Below are 17,166 nucleotides of genomic sequence, written 5' to 3'. Positions count from 1 at the left end.
TATATGAACAATTTGATGGGAATGATTAAATCAGCATTCGACACTAGCCCATATGGTGCGTTACTTAATAACCGACCTGATTACATGTTACCTTTTGGTGCTAGATATAGGGTAATAGATATTGTATTATCCAACTTTTGTGCTCATAATATTTCAAAGGTACTATTACATGGGGGGCAAAATATTAGATCTACATTAAATCATGTTGGTAATGGAAGACATTGGGAAATGGACAAAAGAACAGATGGATTAGTAATTACGGCACCTTCAAAAGATGAACTAACAAGCAGAAATAGAAGAATTTCATCTTATTATAATTCACTAACTTTTTTTGAACAAACATCAAAAACAGATATTTATATTGTAAATCCTATGGTTTTATCCCAGGTAAATATTAGTGAGGCATATGAACAGTTTAAGAAAAATAATTACGATGTAATGTTTCTATATAAGAAACAGGAAGATCCAAGTGGAAGATACTTAAATGCTAGAAAAATAAATTTCGATGAAAATGGAGAAGTTTTAAACATAGGATTAAATTTAGGTACAGAAGAAGTATTTAATTTATTTATGGATTATATTATTATAAAAAAAGATGTATTTAAGAAAATAATTACTGACTCGTATGAAAAAGATAATGCATCAACATTATCTGAATCAGCATTAAATCATAAAAATGAATTAAAGATTGGAACATATAAGGTCGTGTCACATTTGGAATATATTAAAGATTTAAATTCATTTTATAATGCAAACCTTAATTTATTAAATGAGAGAATATATAGCGATTTATTTTTATTGAAATCAGGAATTTTAACTAAAAACAAAGATGAACCTTCTACACTTTATGCAAGAGGCAGTGAAGTGAGTAATTGTGTAGTAGCCAACGGATGTATAATAGAAGGGCAAATAAAGGATTCGGTTATATTTAGAGGTGTTAAAGTAGGGAAAAATGCCATAGTTAAGAATTCAGTTATTTTTCAAGGAACTGTTATAGAAGATGGAGCTATTGTTGTAAATTCTGTAGTAGATAAATATGCAATAATTAAAGAGGGAGTTTTTGTACAAGGTACAAAAAATAATCCATACGTAGTAAAGAAAAATCAAGTATTGGAGAAATAGATGAATATTTTATATGTAACTAGCGAAGCTACACCTTTTATTAAGACCGGTGGATTAGCTGATGTTGCTGGTTCTCTTCCAAAAGCATTAAAACAAAAGGGAGAAGATATTAGAGTTGTTTTGCCTTTATATTCTCAAATATCAGATGAGTATAAAAGTAAAATGGAATACATTGGATATTACTATGTAGATATAGCATGGATGCATAGATACTGCGGTATATTTAAATGTGAGCATGACGGTGTAATATTTTATTTTCTAGATAATGAACAATATTTTAATAGAAATAGTTTATATGGAGAATATGATGATGCTGAAAGGTTTATATTTTATTCGAAAGCTGTAGTTATATTACCAAAATTTTTAGATTTTAAGTGTGATGTAATACACGCAAATGATTGGCATTCAGGATTAGTACCTATTTATGTAAATGATTTTAGAATTGGTGATGATTTTTATAAAGATACTCGTACACTATTTACAATCCATAATATAAAGTATCAAGGAATATTTGATGGAAATGTATTTCACATGACTGGTCTACCATCTGGATACATGAATTATAATGATTTAGAGTTTAATAATGCAATTTCATTTATGAAAGCTGGTATAGTTCACGCAAACAAATTTAATACAGTTTCTGAAACATATTCGCAAGAAATAAAAAATAGTTTTTTTGGAGAAGGTTTAGAAGATGTTATTAAATTTCATGAATATAAACTTTCAGGTATAGTAAATGGAATAGATTACGATGTATGGAATCCTAAAACTGATAAAAATATTATTAAAAGTTATGACTCAAATTCATTCAAAAATAAAAAAGAAAGTAAGAAACTTATACAAGAAAAATACGGTTTAGAAGTACGTGAAGATGTATGTTTGATAGGTATGGTTACAAGACTTACATCAATGAAGGGAATAGATTTACTTAGATATATTTTTGAAGAATTATTGCAAGAAGATGTTCAGTTTGTTTTATTAGGTACTGGAGAATATGAATATGAAGAAATGTTTAAGTATTTTGAATATAAATATCCAGATAAAGTAGCTTCAAGAATCTATTTTAATGCGAAAGAAGCTAATATGATATACGCCGCTTCAGATTTATATATGATGCCTTCAATTGCAGAACCATGTGGGATATCGCAGCTTATTGCAATGAAATATGGTTCATTGCCAATTGTTAGAGAAACAGGTGGATTAAAAGATACTGTAGTACCTTTTAATCGATTTACAGATGAGGGTACAGGATTTACATTTGCAAATGTAAATGCACATGAATTGCTATACAAAACAAAAGAAGCAATTCAGTTATTTTATAATGAGAGAGATAAGTTTAATAAATTAATCAAAAATGCTATGAATACCAATTATGATTGGGAAAATTCATCAAAAGAATATATTGAACTTTATAGGAGATTATAGTGACAGATAAAGAATTAGAGTTAGAAAAATCAATTGAGAATAATTTATACTCACTATTTGCTAAAGACTTTGACCATGCAAGAGATATGGAAATTTTTATATCTCTTGCATATAGTATAAGAGAAAAAATTGGAAAAAAATGGTTTAACACTCTAAAAGAAAATTCAGATGAAAAAAGATTATATATATTATCATTTGAGTATACTTTTGGAGATCAGTTGATTACAAATTTAATGAAATTAGATTTATTAGAAGAAACGAAGAATATATTAAAAAAACATAATATTAAATTTGCAGATATTAAAAATCAAGATATTGAATTTCCATTAAGTTTTAGCGATTTAGGTGAAGTTTCCTCAGAATTGCTAGATCTTTTTTCTTCACTAAATAAGAATGTATATTCTTACGGGTTAAGATATAGAAAAGGTATGTTGAGACAAGAAATAGTAAATGGAGAACAAGTAGAAAAACCAGATGATTGGAAGGTTAATAAAAATCCATGGGAACATGAGAAGGGATTTTCACATATTGTCAATTTAAATGTACTTGACGTAAAAGCGATTCCATATGATTTACCAATAGTTTCAAAAGATGGTAATCATGTTAACACATTAAGATTATGGAAAAGTTTTTCGGTGAAAAATATAGATTTTGATAGCTTTTCAAAAGGAGATATTTTAAAATCATATACAGATCTTAATAGAGCAAATTCTATCGTTGAATTTTTATACCCAAATGAAAATAATATTCAAGGTAGAAAATTAAGATTTATTCAGGAATACTTTTTTGCTAGTGCTTGTATACAAGATATTTTAAAAAAATATAAAAAATATACAGATAATGATATAAAAAAATTCTATAAAAAAGTACAAATTCAAATAAATGATGTACATCCTATATTTTCTATAATAATATTTATAAAATTATTGATGGATAAATATAGAGTTAGTTTTGAATTTGCACTGGAAGTTGCAAAAAAAACATTTATATTTTTACATTTATCATTACTACCAGAATCTTTCGAAAAATGGGAATTATCTTTGATTAATGAGGTGGCACCTGAATTAGTAGATGTAATTAAGAATCTAGATTCTAATATTAAGGATATGTTAACTGACAAGGATGAAAAATATACCGAATCACTTCAAGTTATTAGAAATGGTAGTGTAGACACTGTAAATGTAGCATATTTTGTATCTAAAAATATTCTGACATTAACTAAGGATTATTCTTATTTAATTAAAAATAAATTTATGATAAATCAATATGATTACTATCATGACAAAATTAGAACGATTAATTTACAATTTGACATAGAAAAATATATAAAAGAAATTAATATTGAAGAATGTAGAACTTATGAAATTGATAAAGTAAACACAATTGAAACTGTGTTAAAAAGTAAAATAAAAAATAAATTGGCATTGCTTGATTATTTACAAATAGATAAAAAAACCATAAATGAGAGAGCGCCATTTATTATGCACCTAGGAGTTTTTCATGAATATAAACGACAAATACTTTCTATATTAGGTGTTGCATATCAGTATTATAAATTAAAAGTAAATCCAAATTTAGACATACCTGAGAGAGTATACTTTTATGCTGGAAAATCATACCCTAATTATTATGTAGCAAAGGAATGTATAAAATTTATAAATGCACTAGCAAAACAAATAAATAACGACTTATTTATTAAAGACAAGATAAAAATTATTTTTATTGAAAATTTTGATACTAGAAAATCAAATATGATATTACCGGCATGTGATATAAATCAAAAATTATACTTAACTTCTATGCAGGAAAATGAAATATTTTTATTAAAGTCTTTATTATGTTGCTCAAATGTTGTATCTACAAAAAGTTCATATAATAGCTTAGATATACCTAAGGAAGATATTGATTTTTATCTTTTCGGAAGTGATAGAGAGACTATTATGAAAGATAAAGATGATTATAAAATGCATGATTTTTTACAAAAAAATCAAGAAATAAAAAAGATGTTTAATTTTTATAGGGATTTACCAAAGAAAAGTTTTCCATATGACATAAATAATATCTATAACGCACTTTATTATTTCAATGATGAATATAAGATATTTAAGGATTTATTTGAATATATTAAAACTATGGAAAAAGCAATTAAAGATTATACGAATGAAATTAAATGGGGTAAAATAACAATAAAAAACATTGAAACAATTTTAAGTAAAAAAAAATATCAAAGTCTACATGACTATACGAATAATTTAGGAGGTTCAGATGAGTAATTTAGCAGCTGAAAACGAACAGTTAGGATTAATTTACAGTAAAGAGAAAAGTGTATTTAGAGTTTGGTCACCATCAAATAACAAAATAACTTTATGCATATACAATGATTCAAAAGTACAATTTAGAGATGAATTTGAAATGAAAAAAAATTCTAAAGATATTTTTGAATACACAATAGATGGTAACTTGGATGGTAAATTTTATACATATTTAGTAGGAGATAGTGAAATAACAAATCCTTATTCACTTTCAACGTCTGCTAATAGTAAAAGAACTGCAATTATTGATTTAGATAAAACAAATCCTGAAGGGTTTTTGGAACATGAGATTCCTTTTAATGATAAAGATAAAGCAATAATTTGTGAAACACATGTAGCAGATATAAGTATTGATAAGTCTTCAAATGCTGAGCATAGAGGTCTTTTTTTAGGAGCTTGTGAAAACGGTTTACTATATAATAATGTCAAGACGGGAATTGACCATTTTGAAGAATTAGGTATTACTCATATTCACTTGTTGCCAGTTACTGACTACCTTACAGTAGATGAAAATAAGCCATTAAAAGATTATCCTGAAAACTATAACTGGGGATACAATCAAGAATTATATAATAATATGGAAGGATCATTTTCTACACAACCAGATAATCCATATTCTAGAATTAAAGAGTTTAAGTCATTAGTTAAGGCTTATCATGAAAAGGGGATTTCTGTTGTTTTAGATGTAGTATATAATCATACATTTAGAACATTTGATTCTAATTTTAATATACTGGAACCAAATTATTATTACAGACAAAATGCCGATGGAACTTTTTCTAATGGTTCAGGATGTGGTAATGAATTAGCGTCAGAGAAACCTATGGTTAGAAAATTTATTATTGAATCTCTTTGTTATTTAGCTAAAGAATACAAAATTGATGGATACAGATTTGATCTAATGGCTTTAATAGACATTGATACAATTAAAATAGCTATGAAGAAACTTAAAGAAATCAACTCCAACTTCTTTATATATGGAGAACCATGGATGGCATTACCATCTCCTCTTGCATATGATAAACAAATTTTAATTGGTTCTCAAAAAAATCATGGATTTGCAATATTTAATCCATTTTTTAGAGATTCAATTAGAGGTGATAATGACGGAAGTCTTAAAGGATATCTTCAGGGGGAGTATCATATGAAGCCTTCTATTGAAGAAGGAATATCTGGCTCGGTAGGTATTTTTAACACAGATACAGCTTTTGCATCTCCTTTAGAAACTATAAACTATTTTAATGCACACGATAATTTGATTTTTCAAGATAAATTAATAAAATCCAATGTTAGTGAAGAAAACATGGGCGATCTGACATATATGGCATTTTCAATTTTAATGACAAGTCAAGGACTTCCATTTTTCCATTCTGGAAATTCATTTATGAGAACAAAAAAATTGGATCATAATTCCTACAGCTCTTCAAGCGATATAAATGGAATTGATTGGTCACTAAAAGAAAAGAATTATGATGTATTCTTAAAGATAAAAAACATTATTGAGTTAAGAAAAAGTCTTGGTATTTTTAATATGAAAGATAGTGACGAAGTTAAAAAGAATCTTAAATTTTATGGAGGATTGAAAAATTATATTATCTCATATACTATAAAGAGAGAAAATGAAAAATATCTTATTATACATAATGTTTCTGATAATACTGAAAATTTAGATAAAAAGATTTTTGATATTGATAATGAACTAAAAATAATTTGGAAAAATGATTTTGTTAACGAAATTGTAAATGAGATAAAAATAGAAAGATATTCTACTAACATATATAAAATATAGGAGGAAATATGGGATACAAAGATAGATATATTGATTGGTTAGAAAATGATTTTTTTGATAAGGAAACTAAGGATGAACTTTTATTATTGAAAGATAACGAGGAAGAAATTCAAGATAGATTTTATCAGGATTTAAAATTTGGTACAGCAGGATTAAGAGGTAAAATTGGTGCCGGTACAAATAGAATGAATAGATATACTGTGGCTCAGGCAACTCAAGGTCTTGCAATGACAATTATAGATCATGGGAAAGAAGCAATGGAAAGAGGTGTTGCTATTTCTCATGACGTAAGACATAAATCAAGAGAGTTTGCTGAAATCACTGCATCTGTACTTGCTGCTAATGGTATTAAAGTTTATATTTATAATGATATCACACCTACTCCTATATTATCCTACACAATTAGAAAATTAGGTACAATCTCAGGTGTTATGATTACTGCATCGCATAATCCAAGAGACTACAATGGATACAAAACATATTGGGAAGAAGGCTCACAAATATTGGATAATATTGCTAATCAAATATTAAATCACATTGATGAAATAGAAAATTTTAGTAGTATAAAAAATATGAAATTTGAAGATGCGGTAAAAGAAGGTTTGATAACAATTTTAGACGATAGAATTATTGATGAATATATTAATGATGTATTAGCATTAAGCATTGAAGATGATGCTGTTGATAAAGATATTAATATTGTATATTCTCCATTAAATGGTACTGGTAATAAGCCAATACAAAGGATACTTAAAGAAAGAGGGTTTGATAATGTTCATATAGTTGAGGAACAAAAAGACCCAAATCCAGATTTCACTACTGTTGGATATCCAAATCCTGAAGATCCGAAAGCATTTAAATATGCAGAAGAATTAGGAGAAAAAGTTGGAGCTGAATTGCTTTTAGCAACAAATCCAGATGCAGATAGAACAGCATTAGAAGTAAGAGATAAAGATGGAAAATATATATTTTTAACAGGTAATGAAATTGGTTCACTTTTAGCTTATTATATTCTATCGAGATTAGACGCTAAAGGAAAATTACCAAAAGATGGAGCTATCGTAAAATCAATAGTATCTTCAGATTTACCAGATAGAATAGCTGAAAAATATGAAATTGAAAGTTTAAGTGTATTGACTGGATTTAAGAATATTTATGCACCGGCAAATGTTTGGGATAAAACCAAAGAAAAAACATTCATATTTGGTTATGAGGAAAGTATTGGTTATTCTTATGGTGATAATGTTAGAGATAAGGATGCTGTTTCATCAGCTATGATGATAGTAGAAATGGCTGGATACTATAAATCTAAAGGAAAGAGCTTGCTTGATGTCTTAGATGACTTATATAAAGAATTTGGACATCATGGTTCTAAATTAATATCTATAGTCCTTGAAGGTTTAGATGGACAAAAATTAATCGGCAGAATAATGGAAGATTTTAGAACAAATCCAATAAATGAAATAGCAGGACAAAATTTAGTTGAAATAATAGACTACGAAAATAATGAAACCGGATTACCAAAATCTAATGTTTTAAAATATAAGTTTAGTGACGGTTCATGGTACGTAGTAAGACCATCAGGTACAGAGCCTAAGATAAAACTTTATATTTACTCAAAAGCTGAAAATAAAGAAAAATCAGACAAAATGGTAGAAGAAATGTTTGAACAAGTTCACTCAAAAATCAAATCTGTAAAATAAGTTTTTATATTATAAGGAAAATATATTATTGTTCACCTCTTTTATTATGTTATAATGTTTGTAATATAAAAGAGGTGAATTATGGAAAAATTATTGAATAGTTTAAGGGATGTATTTTTTACTAAGATAGTTGGAGACATAACTTTATATACAATTATTTCAGTTATGTTCAAATTTGTTCTTGTGTTTATAGCTTTGTACTATATACATATGATTGTAAAGATTATTATTTTAGATATAAAGTCTATTGATTATAGTAAAAAGAGAAAAATATATTATATAATTTATGGAAGAGAAAATGAAATAAAAAAAAGATATAATCTTGAGTCATTAAATAAATTTGGAAGAAGCATAACCAATGATGTAATACTAAATAGTAAATTAGTCTCTAAAGAACACGCATTAATAATTGAGACAAAGGGTATTTTTTATTTAAGTGATAATGATTCTTCAAATGGAACATATTTGAATGGAGTATTGATTGATGAAAATATAGAATTATTAGTTGGTGATGTAATAAAAATTGGTGATTTTATTATCGAATTTAGAGATGAATTAATTTATGATAAAAAGGATGATAGTGATGGATATCAACTATAAAAAATTAGAAAAATCATACAACACAGCATTAATTTTCTCTTTATTTTTAATACAAATACTAGGTATAACAATAGCTATTTTATCAAATAAATCATTGCAACCATCAACTTTATATTATACTTATGGATTTATACTTATTAGTTTAATATTTAATTTATCCATACCCAAAATTACTAAAGGTGATAAAACATTTTTATTTTTGGTAAACTTATTATATACAATTGGTTTAATTATGATGATTAGATTAAGTAATTCAATTGTAAAAAATCATGTTATTTGGTATGTATTAGGTCTAGGCGTATATCTATTTGTATATGTCTTTTTTAAGTATTTTGATAAATTTTTAAAAGATAAATTTATTCTCTTTTTCGTATTAATAATATTTACTTTTTTAGCGACCTTTGTACTTGGATATACGAGTGGGGGAGCTAAAAACTGGATTAGAATAGGTAGTTCATTTACTATACAACTTTCCGAATTTGCAAAAATACTGTTTATATTACTTATAGCTTCATACTACGGAGGAAATAATAAGTTCTCAGATAAAGTATATGGAAAATATATTTTAATAGGATGTACATATATATTTTCACTATTATTTTTTTATCAGGGAGAATTAGGAACTGCAATTATTTTTGTTGCATTAGTTTTATCTTCGATATTTATTTTTGAAGAAAGATATTTATTTATAATATTAAATATAATATTAGCTTTAATAGCTGTATATGCAGCGTCTTTAGTGTTGTCACATATAAAAGTTAGATTTAATATTTGGCTTGATCCATGGTCTGATTTTAGAAATAAAGGATATCAAATTATACAAGGTTTATTTTCAATTGCAAATGGAGGCTTTTTTGGTACAGGCATTGGTCTCGGAAATCCAAACTTAGTCCCAGTTGTAGAAACAGATTTTATTCTAGCTGCAGTAATAGAAGAAATGGGAATTTTAATGGCCGTGGTCATAATTTTGATTTATATAATTATATTTTATAAATCAATTAAAGTTTCGTTGCAATTTAAATCTCTATTTTATAGCTCTATAGCTATGTCAATTGGTCTTTTATATTCATTACAAGCTTTAATAATGTTTGGTGGAATATTGAAACTTATACCTCTTACTGGTATAACAACACCATTTTTAAGTTATGGTGGCTCATCCACTATTTCAAACTTTATATTGTTAGGTATTTTACAGTATATAACATCTAAATTAGGAGAAAATTATGAAAAATATTAAAAATAAAAAATTAATATTTTTATTAGGAACAATAACGATATTGTTTTTATTAATTATCCTTTATTTAGTATATTTTGAAATATTTAAATCAGATAAATTAAATAAACACGTACTTAATCCTAGAAATAGTGTAGATGAAACAAAAAACAAACGTGGATCGATTTTTGATTCTAATGGAGTAGAATTAGCTAGTTCAGTATTAAAAGATGAAAAGTATACAAGAAAATATAAATATGACTATTTATATTCAAATATTATTGGATATAATTCACAAAAATATGGTAAAAGTGGATTAGAATTATTTTATAATAATGAACTATTAAACATATCTAGAAATTTAGATATATTCGATAAAGTTGAAAATATTTATAAAAAAGATGAACCCTCAAATCTTCATTTAACTATTGATGATAAAATTCAATCCTATGCCTATGATGTGCTTGGAAAAAGTAAAGGTGTAGTACTAGTAGCTAATCCCAAAACGGGAGAGATTTTATCAATGGTTTCCAAACCTAGTTTTAATATTAATAAAATAGAATCAAATTGGGAAAATATTATAAAGTCAGAAGATGCAATTTTGTTAAATAGAGCTACTCAAGGTCTTTATGAACCTGGATCAGTATTTAAGGTATTAACTTCAATAGCTATATTAAGAAGTGGTATTGATCAAAATTATAACGATACTGGAAGTGCAACAATAGCTGGAAATACGGTAAGAAACGTGAATAAAAATGTGTATGGAAAGATGGATTTAGAAAAAGCCTTAAATGTATCAGCTAATACATATTTTTTTGAAAAATCACAAAAAATCTCAAATGATATTTTTTCTAGTGTAGTTAAAGATTTTGGAATTAATAAAAAATTTGATTTTCCATTACTAAGAAATAATTCAAAAATTCCATTTAAAAGTGGTTTGTCTAATATTGAGAAGGCATATGCATCTTTTGGACAAGGTAAAACATATATTAATCCTTTAGATATGCTTTTAATTGGAATGGGGATAGCAAATGATGGCGTGGTTATGAAACCGAAAATTGTCAACAAAATAGAAAATGGAAAATATAAAAAAGAAATTCCAAATGAAATACTTTCAAATTCAATAAAATCTGATGATGCAAATACAATAAAATCTTATCTTGAAAGCACTGCAAAATCAAATGGTGTAAGATTAAAAAATGGAATAAGTATTGCGGGGAAAACTGGTTCCGCTGAAACATCTGGAAATAAAAATCATTTATGGTATTTATCAATGGCACCTTCGGATAATCCAGAGTACGTAGTTTTAGTTTTGCTTGAAAATTCTGATGGACTTGCAAGTAAATTGGCAGTACCTAAATCGGTTAGCATTCTAAACTATATTTTTAGTAAATAAAATAATAAGTAGATAGAATTTTCTATCTACTTTATTATTTTTAATTAAATAAATTTATCTTTGATATTTTTCCAAAACCAATTTTTATCAAAAACTATCTTATTTATTTTTTCATCAGCTAATCTGATATCAATAAAATTAATATTATCAAATTCTTGACTAATTCCATCAATACCAAGTGCAAAATCTGTTTCTTCTCTTCTCCTAGTGATTAGTTTAATTTTAGTGTTCTTAGGTACTAACACACTTTTATCTAGAGATTTATGCAAGGCTGTTCTTATTGGTGCCAGTGGTGTAATTTGAAATGCATCAATATTTTGATAAATTATAGAACCACCTGCAGATAAGCTGTATGCTGTTGAACCTGATGGGGTAGAAAATATAACACCATCACCGGCAAAAGATTCAAGAAGCATGTCATCGACATATAAATTAAAATGTAAGACATCTGTATATTTTGTTTTTAGTACAATTTCATTTAAGCTCTTGAAAGCGTATGAAGTTTCGTCAGTATTTATTACACAATCAATTACACGTAAACTATTTGTTATGTAATCACCATTTTTAATTTTTTGAATAGTTTCAACAACATCGCTATAATCAACATCATTATAAAATCCAAGATGACCTGTATTTATACCTATAAATGGTATTTGAGAAAAATTAGAATCGTGTACAGCTTTTATAAAAGTACCATCACCGCCAATAACAATATTATAGTCAGCATTAGCATCAAATTCTTCCATTATAATAAAACCATTACTTTGAAGTTCTTTTTCTAAGACTTCTCTTATTTCTAATGTTATCGCATATAAATTAGAAAATATATTAACTTTTTTAGACATGTCGCCTCCTTTATGTTTGAAATTTTAAAAATTGAGTATATATAACTTATAAATAAAAAATGAAAATTTATTACTCTTTACATTATATCAAACATTTGCTATAATGTAACATATCCACAAAGAGTTTTATAATTAACCTACACTTATTATAAGGGCATCCGGGGTTCGTTATTTAATGCAATGCCTTAGATGGACTGCAGAGAGTATCGACAGGTAGCCCACCTTCATGAACGAAGGTGTAATTGTGGCTCTTTGTGGATTTTATTACAATCTGTAGGAGGATTTTATGTCAATTAAGGACTATTTTGTTCAAAAGCAAAGAGAATATGAAAGAAAGAAAAGACTAGAAACAGCTGAAAAAGTTGGTTTAGGACTTGTAATTGGTTCTTTAGTGGGTTCAGTAGCAGGAGTTTTATTTGCACCTAAATCTGGTAAAGAAACTAGAGAAGATATCAAAAAATTTGCTGAAGATTCAGCAGAACAAGTTAAAAATCAAGCTGATAAGCTAGGACAAGAAGTATCAAAAACCGTTGAAAGAATTAGCGATTTTGGTGAAGAAAAATTAGTTCAACTAAAAAACGTTGGCGAAGACGTTAAGGATTCAGCTAAAGATTTAAAAGACAAGGCTGAAGATAAAGCTAAAGAAGCTAAAGAAAACGTAAAAGATAAAGCTGAAGAAGTAAAAAAAGAAGGTGCTAAAAAAGTAGCAGAAACAGCTGAAAAAGTAGAAGACACAGCTGGAAAAGTAAAAAAAGAAGCTGAAAAGAAAAGTAAATAGGGGGAATAAATGTTAGCAACAAATAGCTTAACATTAAATCTAGAAGGATTATGGTTCTTCTTATCAACTTTAGCATCACTACTTGTAGTAGTGGCAGCAATAGTTGCACTTGTATTTCTAGCTAAATTATTATCATCTATAACAAAGTTAACTGATAGTTTAGGTAGAGTGGTTAATGAGAATAGAGGAAGTATCGACTCCACGATAGCCGAAGTTCCTAAGGTTACTAGAAATGTAAATGTAATATTAACAAGTGTAGATGGTTTAGTTCATGACGCAAAAAGACCTATCGTTTCTACATTAAATGACGTAAATAACGTAACAAGCCAGATAAGCAACGTAGCTACAAACTTTTCAGATACAGTAGAAGTTGTTGGATTAGCTGCAGCAGATACTGCAAATAGATTTACAAAATCAGTTACAAGCGCGACAGATTATGTTGGTTTAGCAAAAGGAATCCTATCACTTGTATTCAAAAGAAAAAGATAAAGACTTAAAAAAAGAGATTGTTTTTTAACAATCTCTTTTTTACTTGTTTTAATAATTTTTTTATGATATACTTTTTAAGGCAAATAAACACATTATTCGTTTGCATTTGTGTGCCGAAAGGTTAAATGTTTATAGGATAATGGATGCACAATAAAACACAAGGAGAAAAGATATGTCAGTTATATCAATGAAAGCCTTACTAGAGGCTGGTGTACACTTTGGACACCAAACAAGAAGATGGAACCCTAAAATGAAAAAATTCATTTTTACAGAAAGAAATGGTATTTACATTATAGATTTACAACAAACTGTAAAAAGAGTAGATGATGCATACAATGCAATTAGAGAAATTGCTAGCGAAGGTGGAAACATCCTATTCGTTGGTACAAAAAAACAAGCACAAGATGCTGTTGAATATGAAGCAAAAAGATGTGACCAATACTTTGTTTCACAAAGATGGTTAGGTGGTATGTTAACTAACTACAATACTATTAAAAAATCAATAAATAGATTAGAAGAAATTGAAGTAATGGCTGAAGATGGAACATTTGATTTATTGCCAAAAAAAGAAGTTATTAAATTAAATAGAGAATTAGAAAAATTAAACAAATACTTAGGTGGTATTAAAGATATGCCTGGTTTACCAGATGCATTATTTGTAATAAATCCAAAAAATGAAAACATCGCTATTAAAGAAGCGAGAAGAATAGGTATCCCTGTAATAGGAATTTGTGATACAAATGCAAATCCTGACGATTTAGATTTTCCGATTCCTGGTAACGATGATGCTATTAGAGCAGTGAAATTGATTACAGCAGCTATGGCAGATGCAGTAATTGAAGGAAGACAAGGTGAATCTTTAGATTCAGAAGATTTTGAATCACAAGAAGAAGTTTCTGAAGTAGAAACCGAATCTGAAACTGAAACAGAACAAGTTGATGTAAATGTAGAAGAATTAAAAGAAGATTTACAATCTGAATCTGAAGAAGAAGCAGAATAATAAAATAACAAAATTAATAGGAAGTAGTTCGCTACTTCCTTTAATAATATATGATATAATTAATATAGAATAATATTAGGAGGAAAAATGGCAATTAGTGCAACACAAGTTAAAGAATTAAGAGAATTAACCGGTGCAGGAATGATGGACTGTAAAAAAGCTTTAGAAGAAACAAATGGTGATGTAGATAAAGCTGTTGATATTTTAAGAGAAAAAGGCGCTGCAAAAGCTGTAAAAAAAGCTGGTAAAGTTGCTGCAGAAGGTATTATTAAATTAGTAATCAATGATGATAACACAAAAGCATCATTATTAGAAATTAATACACAGACAGATTTCGTTGCTAAAAATGAAAAATTTGTTGAATTATCAGAAAAAATTGCAAAACACGTATTTGATAATGATATTAAAACAGTTGAAGAATTAAATGAATCAACATTTGAAGGTGAAAATTTCCAAGAATTTATGTCAAGTCAAATTGCAAGTATTGGAGAAAATATTGTAGTAAGAAGATTGGCAACATATGATGCAAAAGAAAATGAATATATTGCTGGATACAAACACTTCAACAATACAAATGGTGTTATCTTAAAAGCGAAATTTGATAGTGATGAAACTAAAGAAGGTGCAAAGGATTTATTACAAAATATAACTATGCACATATCAGCTATGGGACCACAATATATATCACATACTGAATTAGATCCTACATTTGTTGAAAAAGAAACAGCTGCTTTAATCGGATCATTACAAGTTGAAAATGAAGAAAATGAAAGATTAGGAAAACCTTTAAAAGCAATTCCTAAATATGGGTCAAAATCACAAATTTCAGATGAAGTTTTAGAAAAAGAAACCCAAGCAATCAAGGAAGAATTAATTGCAGAAGGTAAACCTGAACACATTTTAGATAAAATATTACCAGGTAAAATTGATAGATTCTTCCAGGATAACACACAAATTGATTCTCAATATGCTTTATACAGTCAAGCATACGTATTAGATGCAGACAAGACAGTAGAACAAGCTATTGAAGATAAATCTAAAGAATTAAATGGTAAAATTGAAATTGTTAAATTTGAAAGACTTAAGGTTGGTGAAGGTATCGATAAAAAAGAAGAAAACTTTGCTGAAGAAGTTGCAAATCAAATGAAAGGTCAATAAAATTTTACTTTAACTTAGGAAGAGAACATTTTATGTTCTCTTTTAATGTATGGAGATAATATGTATATAAATAAAAGAGTATTAATCAAATTAAGTGGAGAATCTTTAGCAGGAAATCAAGGATTTGGTATGGATGAAGATGCTATAGCAAACATTGCAAAGCATATTAAAGAGGTGCATGATCTAAACGTTCAAATAGGAATTGTTGTTGGTGGTGGTAATTTTTGGCGTGGTAGAAGCAATGATGATATGGATAGAACAGTATCGGATAGTATAGGTATGCTTGGTACAGTAATGAATGCACTGAGAGTACAAGCTGCACTTGAAGCGTTAGGATTAGACACTAGAGTACAGACTGCTATACATATGAATCAGGTAGCAGAGCCATTTATTGTTAGAAGAGCCATAAGACATTTAGAAAAAAGAAGAATAGTTATATTTGCTGCAGGAACTGGATTACCATATTTCTCAACAGATACGACAGCTGCTCTAAGAGCATTAGAAATAGGTGCGGATAGTATTTTAATAGGAAAGACTGGTACAGATGCCATATATGACAAAGATCCAAATAAATTTGACGATGCAGCTAAATTTAGTAAATTAACATATAGAGAAATTCTAAATAGAAATTTAGGTGTCATGGATGCATCTGCCATATCTCTATGCGAACAAAATGGAATGCCACTTGTTGTATTTGGAATCGATGATCCAAATAATCTTGTAAGGGTAGTAAAAGGCGATAAAATAGGAACTATTGTTGGAGGATAATATGATAGATAGTTTAATAAAAGATGGAAAAAAACATTTAGAAGATCACTTAAAGGTATACAAAGAAGTTTTAACAAATATTAGAGCAGGAAGAGCAAACCCTTCATTAGTAGAAAATATTGAATTTATGTATTATGGCACATCTACGCCTATAAAAAATGCAGCTACAATTTCTGTTCCGGAAGCTAGATTACTTGTAATTCAACCATGGGATGCTAGCCAATTAAAGGAAATTGAAAAAGCAATTTTATCAGAAAATATTGGTATAACTCCATCTAATGATGGTAAAGTTATAAGATTACCATTCCCAGAACTAAATGAAGATACACGTAAAGATTTAGTAAAGGATGTTAAAGCTAAAGGTGAGCAGTCTAAAGTAGGTATAAGGAATTATCGAAGAGATTTACTTGATGAAGTAAAAAAAGCAGAAAAAAATAAAGAAATATCTGAAGATGAAAGAAGATTGTTAGAAGATGATGTTCAAAAATTAATTGATGAATACACAAAATTAATTGATGAAATAACTAGAAAAAAAGAAAAAGAACTATTAACTGTTTAATATATTAGG

15 protein-coding genes are annotated in these 17,166 nt (G+C 27.6%); 14 read left to right on the top strand and 1 reads right to left on the bottom strand.

The window, feature by feature from the left end; all coding sequences use genetic code 11:
• Positions 1-3 precede the first annotated feature (3 nt).
• From glgD to AC4KN9_RS03830, 8 genes are all read left to right on the top strand, one after another.
• Complete coding sequence (glgD, locus tag AC4KN9_RS03865) at positions 4-1,122, top strand: glucose-1-phosphate adenylyltransferase subunit GlgD (protein ID WP_491017334.1); 1,119 nt, start codon at positions 4-6, stop codon at positions 1,120-1,122.
• Complete coding sequence (gene glgA, locus AC4KN9_RS03860; RefSeq protein WP_491017333.1) at positions 1,123-2,547, top strand: glycogen synthase GlgA; 1,425 nt, start codon at positions 1,123-1,125, stop codon at positions 2,545-2,547.
• On the top strand, positions 2,547-4,820 hold the full coding sequence (locus AC4KN9_RS03855) for a glycogen/starch/alpha-glucan phosphorylase (protein ID WP_491017332.1): 2,274 nt from the start codon (positions 2,547-2,549) through the stop codon (positions 4,818-4,820). Before glgA ends, AC4KN9_RS03855 begins: the two co-directional genes overlap by 1 nt.
• Complete coding sequence (gene pulA / locus AC4KN9_RS03850) at positions 4,813-6,648, top strand: type I pullulanase (protein ID WP_491017331.1); 1,836 nt, start codon at positions 4,813-4,815, stop codon at positions 6,646-6,648. The genes AC4KN9_RS03855 and pulA overlap by 8 nt, the downstream gene beginning before the upstream one ends.
• Before the next feature lie 8 nt (positions 6,649-6,656).
• Positions 6,657-8,351, top strand: a complete 1,695-nt coding sequence (locus tag AC4KN9_RS03845) for a phospho-sugar mutase (RefSeq protein WP_491017330.1) — start codon at positions 6,657-6,659, stop codon at positions 8,349-8,351.
• Between the two features lie 81 nt (positions 8,352-8,432).
• Positions 8,433-8,951, top strand: a complete 519-nt coding sequence (locus tag AC4KN9_RS03840) for an FHA domain-containing protein (protein WP_491017329.1) — start codon at positions 8,433-8,435, stop codon at positions 8,949-8,951.
• The gene (locus tag AC4KN9_RS03835) at positions 8,935-10,188 is read left to right on the top strand and encodes an FtsW/RodA/SpoVE family cell cycle protein (RefSeq protein ID WP_491017328.1); all 1,254 of its coding nucleotides are present in this window, start codon (positions 8,935-8,937) and stop codon (positions 10,186-10,188) included. The genes AC4KN9_RS03840 and AC4KN9_RS03835 overlap by 17 nt, the downstream gene beginning before the upstream one ends.
• The gene (locus AC4KN9_RS03830) at positions 10,175-11,560 is read left to right on the top strand and encodes a penicillin-binding transpeptidase domain-containing protein (protein ID WP_491017327.1); all 1,386 of its coding nucleotides are present in this window, start codon (positions 10,175-10,177) and stop codon (positions 11,558-11,560) included. The genes AC4KN9_RS03835 and AC4KN9_RS03830 overlap by 14 nt, the downstream gene beginning before the upstream one ends.
• Before the next feature lie 44 nt (positions 11,561-11,604).
• On the opposite strand, the gene AC4KN9_RS03825 is transcribed toward AC4KN9_RS03830, so the two are convergent.
• Entirely contained in the window at positions 11,605-12,405 is an 801-nt protein-coding gene (locus tag AC4KN9_RS03825) for an NAD(+)/NADH kinase (protein WP_491017326.1), read from the bottom strand.
• Positions 12,406-12,691: 286 nt separating this feature from the next.
• Here AC4KN9_RS03825 and AC4KN9_RS03820 point away from each other — a divergent pair, with 286 nt between their 5' ends.
• From AC4KN9_RS03820 to frr, 6 genes are all read left to right on the top strand, one after another.
• Positions 12,692-13,183, top strand: coding sequence for a YtxH domain-containing protein (locus tag AC4KN9_RS03820; protein WP_491017325.1), 492 nt, complete (start codon positions 12,692-12,694; stop codon positions 13,181-13,183).
• Between the two features lie 9 nt (positions 13,184-13,192).
• Entirely contained in the window at positions 13,193-13,672 is a 480-nt protein-coding gene (locus AC4KN9_RS03815) for a hypothetical protein (protein WP_491017324.1), read from the top strand.
• Positions 13,673-13,844: 172 nt separating this feature from the next.
• Positions 13,845-14,672, top strand: coding sequence for a 30S ribosomal protein S2 (rpsB, locus tag AC4KN9_RS03810; RefSeq protein ID WP_491017323.1), 828 nt, complete (start codon positions 13,845-13,847; stop codon positions 14,670-14,672).
• Between the two features lie 87 nt (positions 14,673-14,759).
• On the top strand, positions 14,760-15,830 hold the full coding sequence (tsf, locus tag AC4KN9_RS03805; RefSeq protein ID WP_491017322.1) for a translation elongation factor Ts: 1,071 nt from the start codon (positions 14,760-14,762) through the stop codon (positions 15,828-15,830).
• Positions 15,831-15,890: 60 nt separating this feature from the next.
• Positions 15,891-16,598, top strand: coding sequence for a UMP kinase (gene pyrH / locus AC4KN9_RS03800; RefSeq protein ID WP_491017321.1), 708 nt, complete (start codon positions 15,891-15,893; stop codon positions 16,596-16,598).
• A 1-nt stretch (position 16,599) separates the two neighbouring features.
• Positions 16,600-17,157 (top strand): ribosome recycling factor, encoded by a 558-nt coding sequence (gene frr / locus AC4KN9_RS03795; protein ID WP_491017320.1) that lies wholly within the window; start codon positions 16,600-16,602, stop codon positions 17,155-17,157.
• The last annotated feature ends 9 nt before the right edge of the window (positions 17,158-17,166 follow it).

This window comes from Helcococcus sp. SA-HE-C1 (assembly GCF_985670335.1).
Note: the sequence above shows the minus strand (reverse complement) of the source record. Positions and strands in the feature narration are given on the sequence as shown.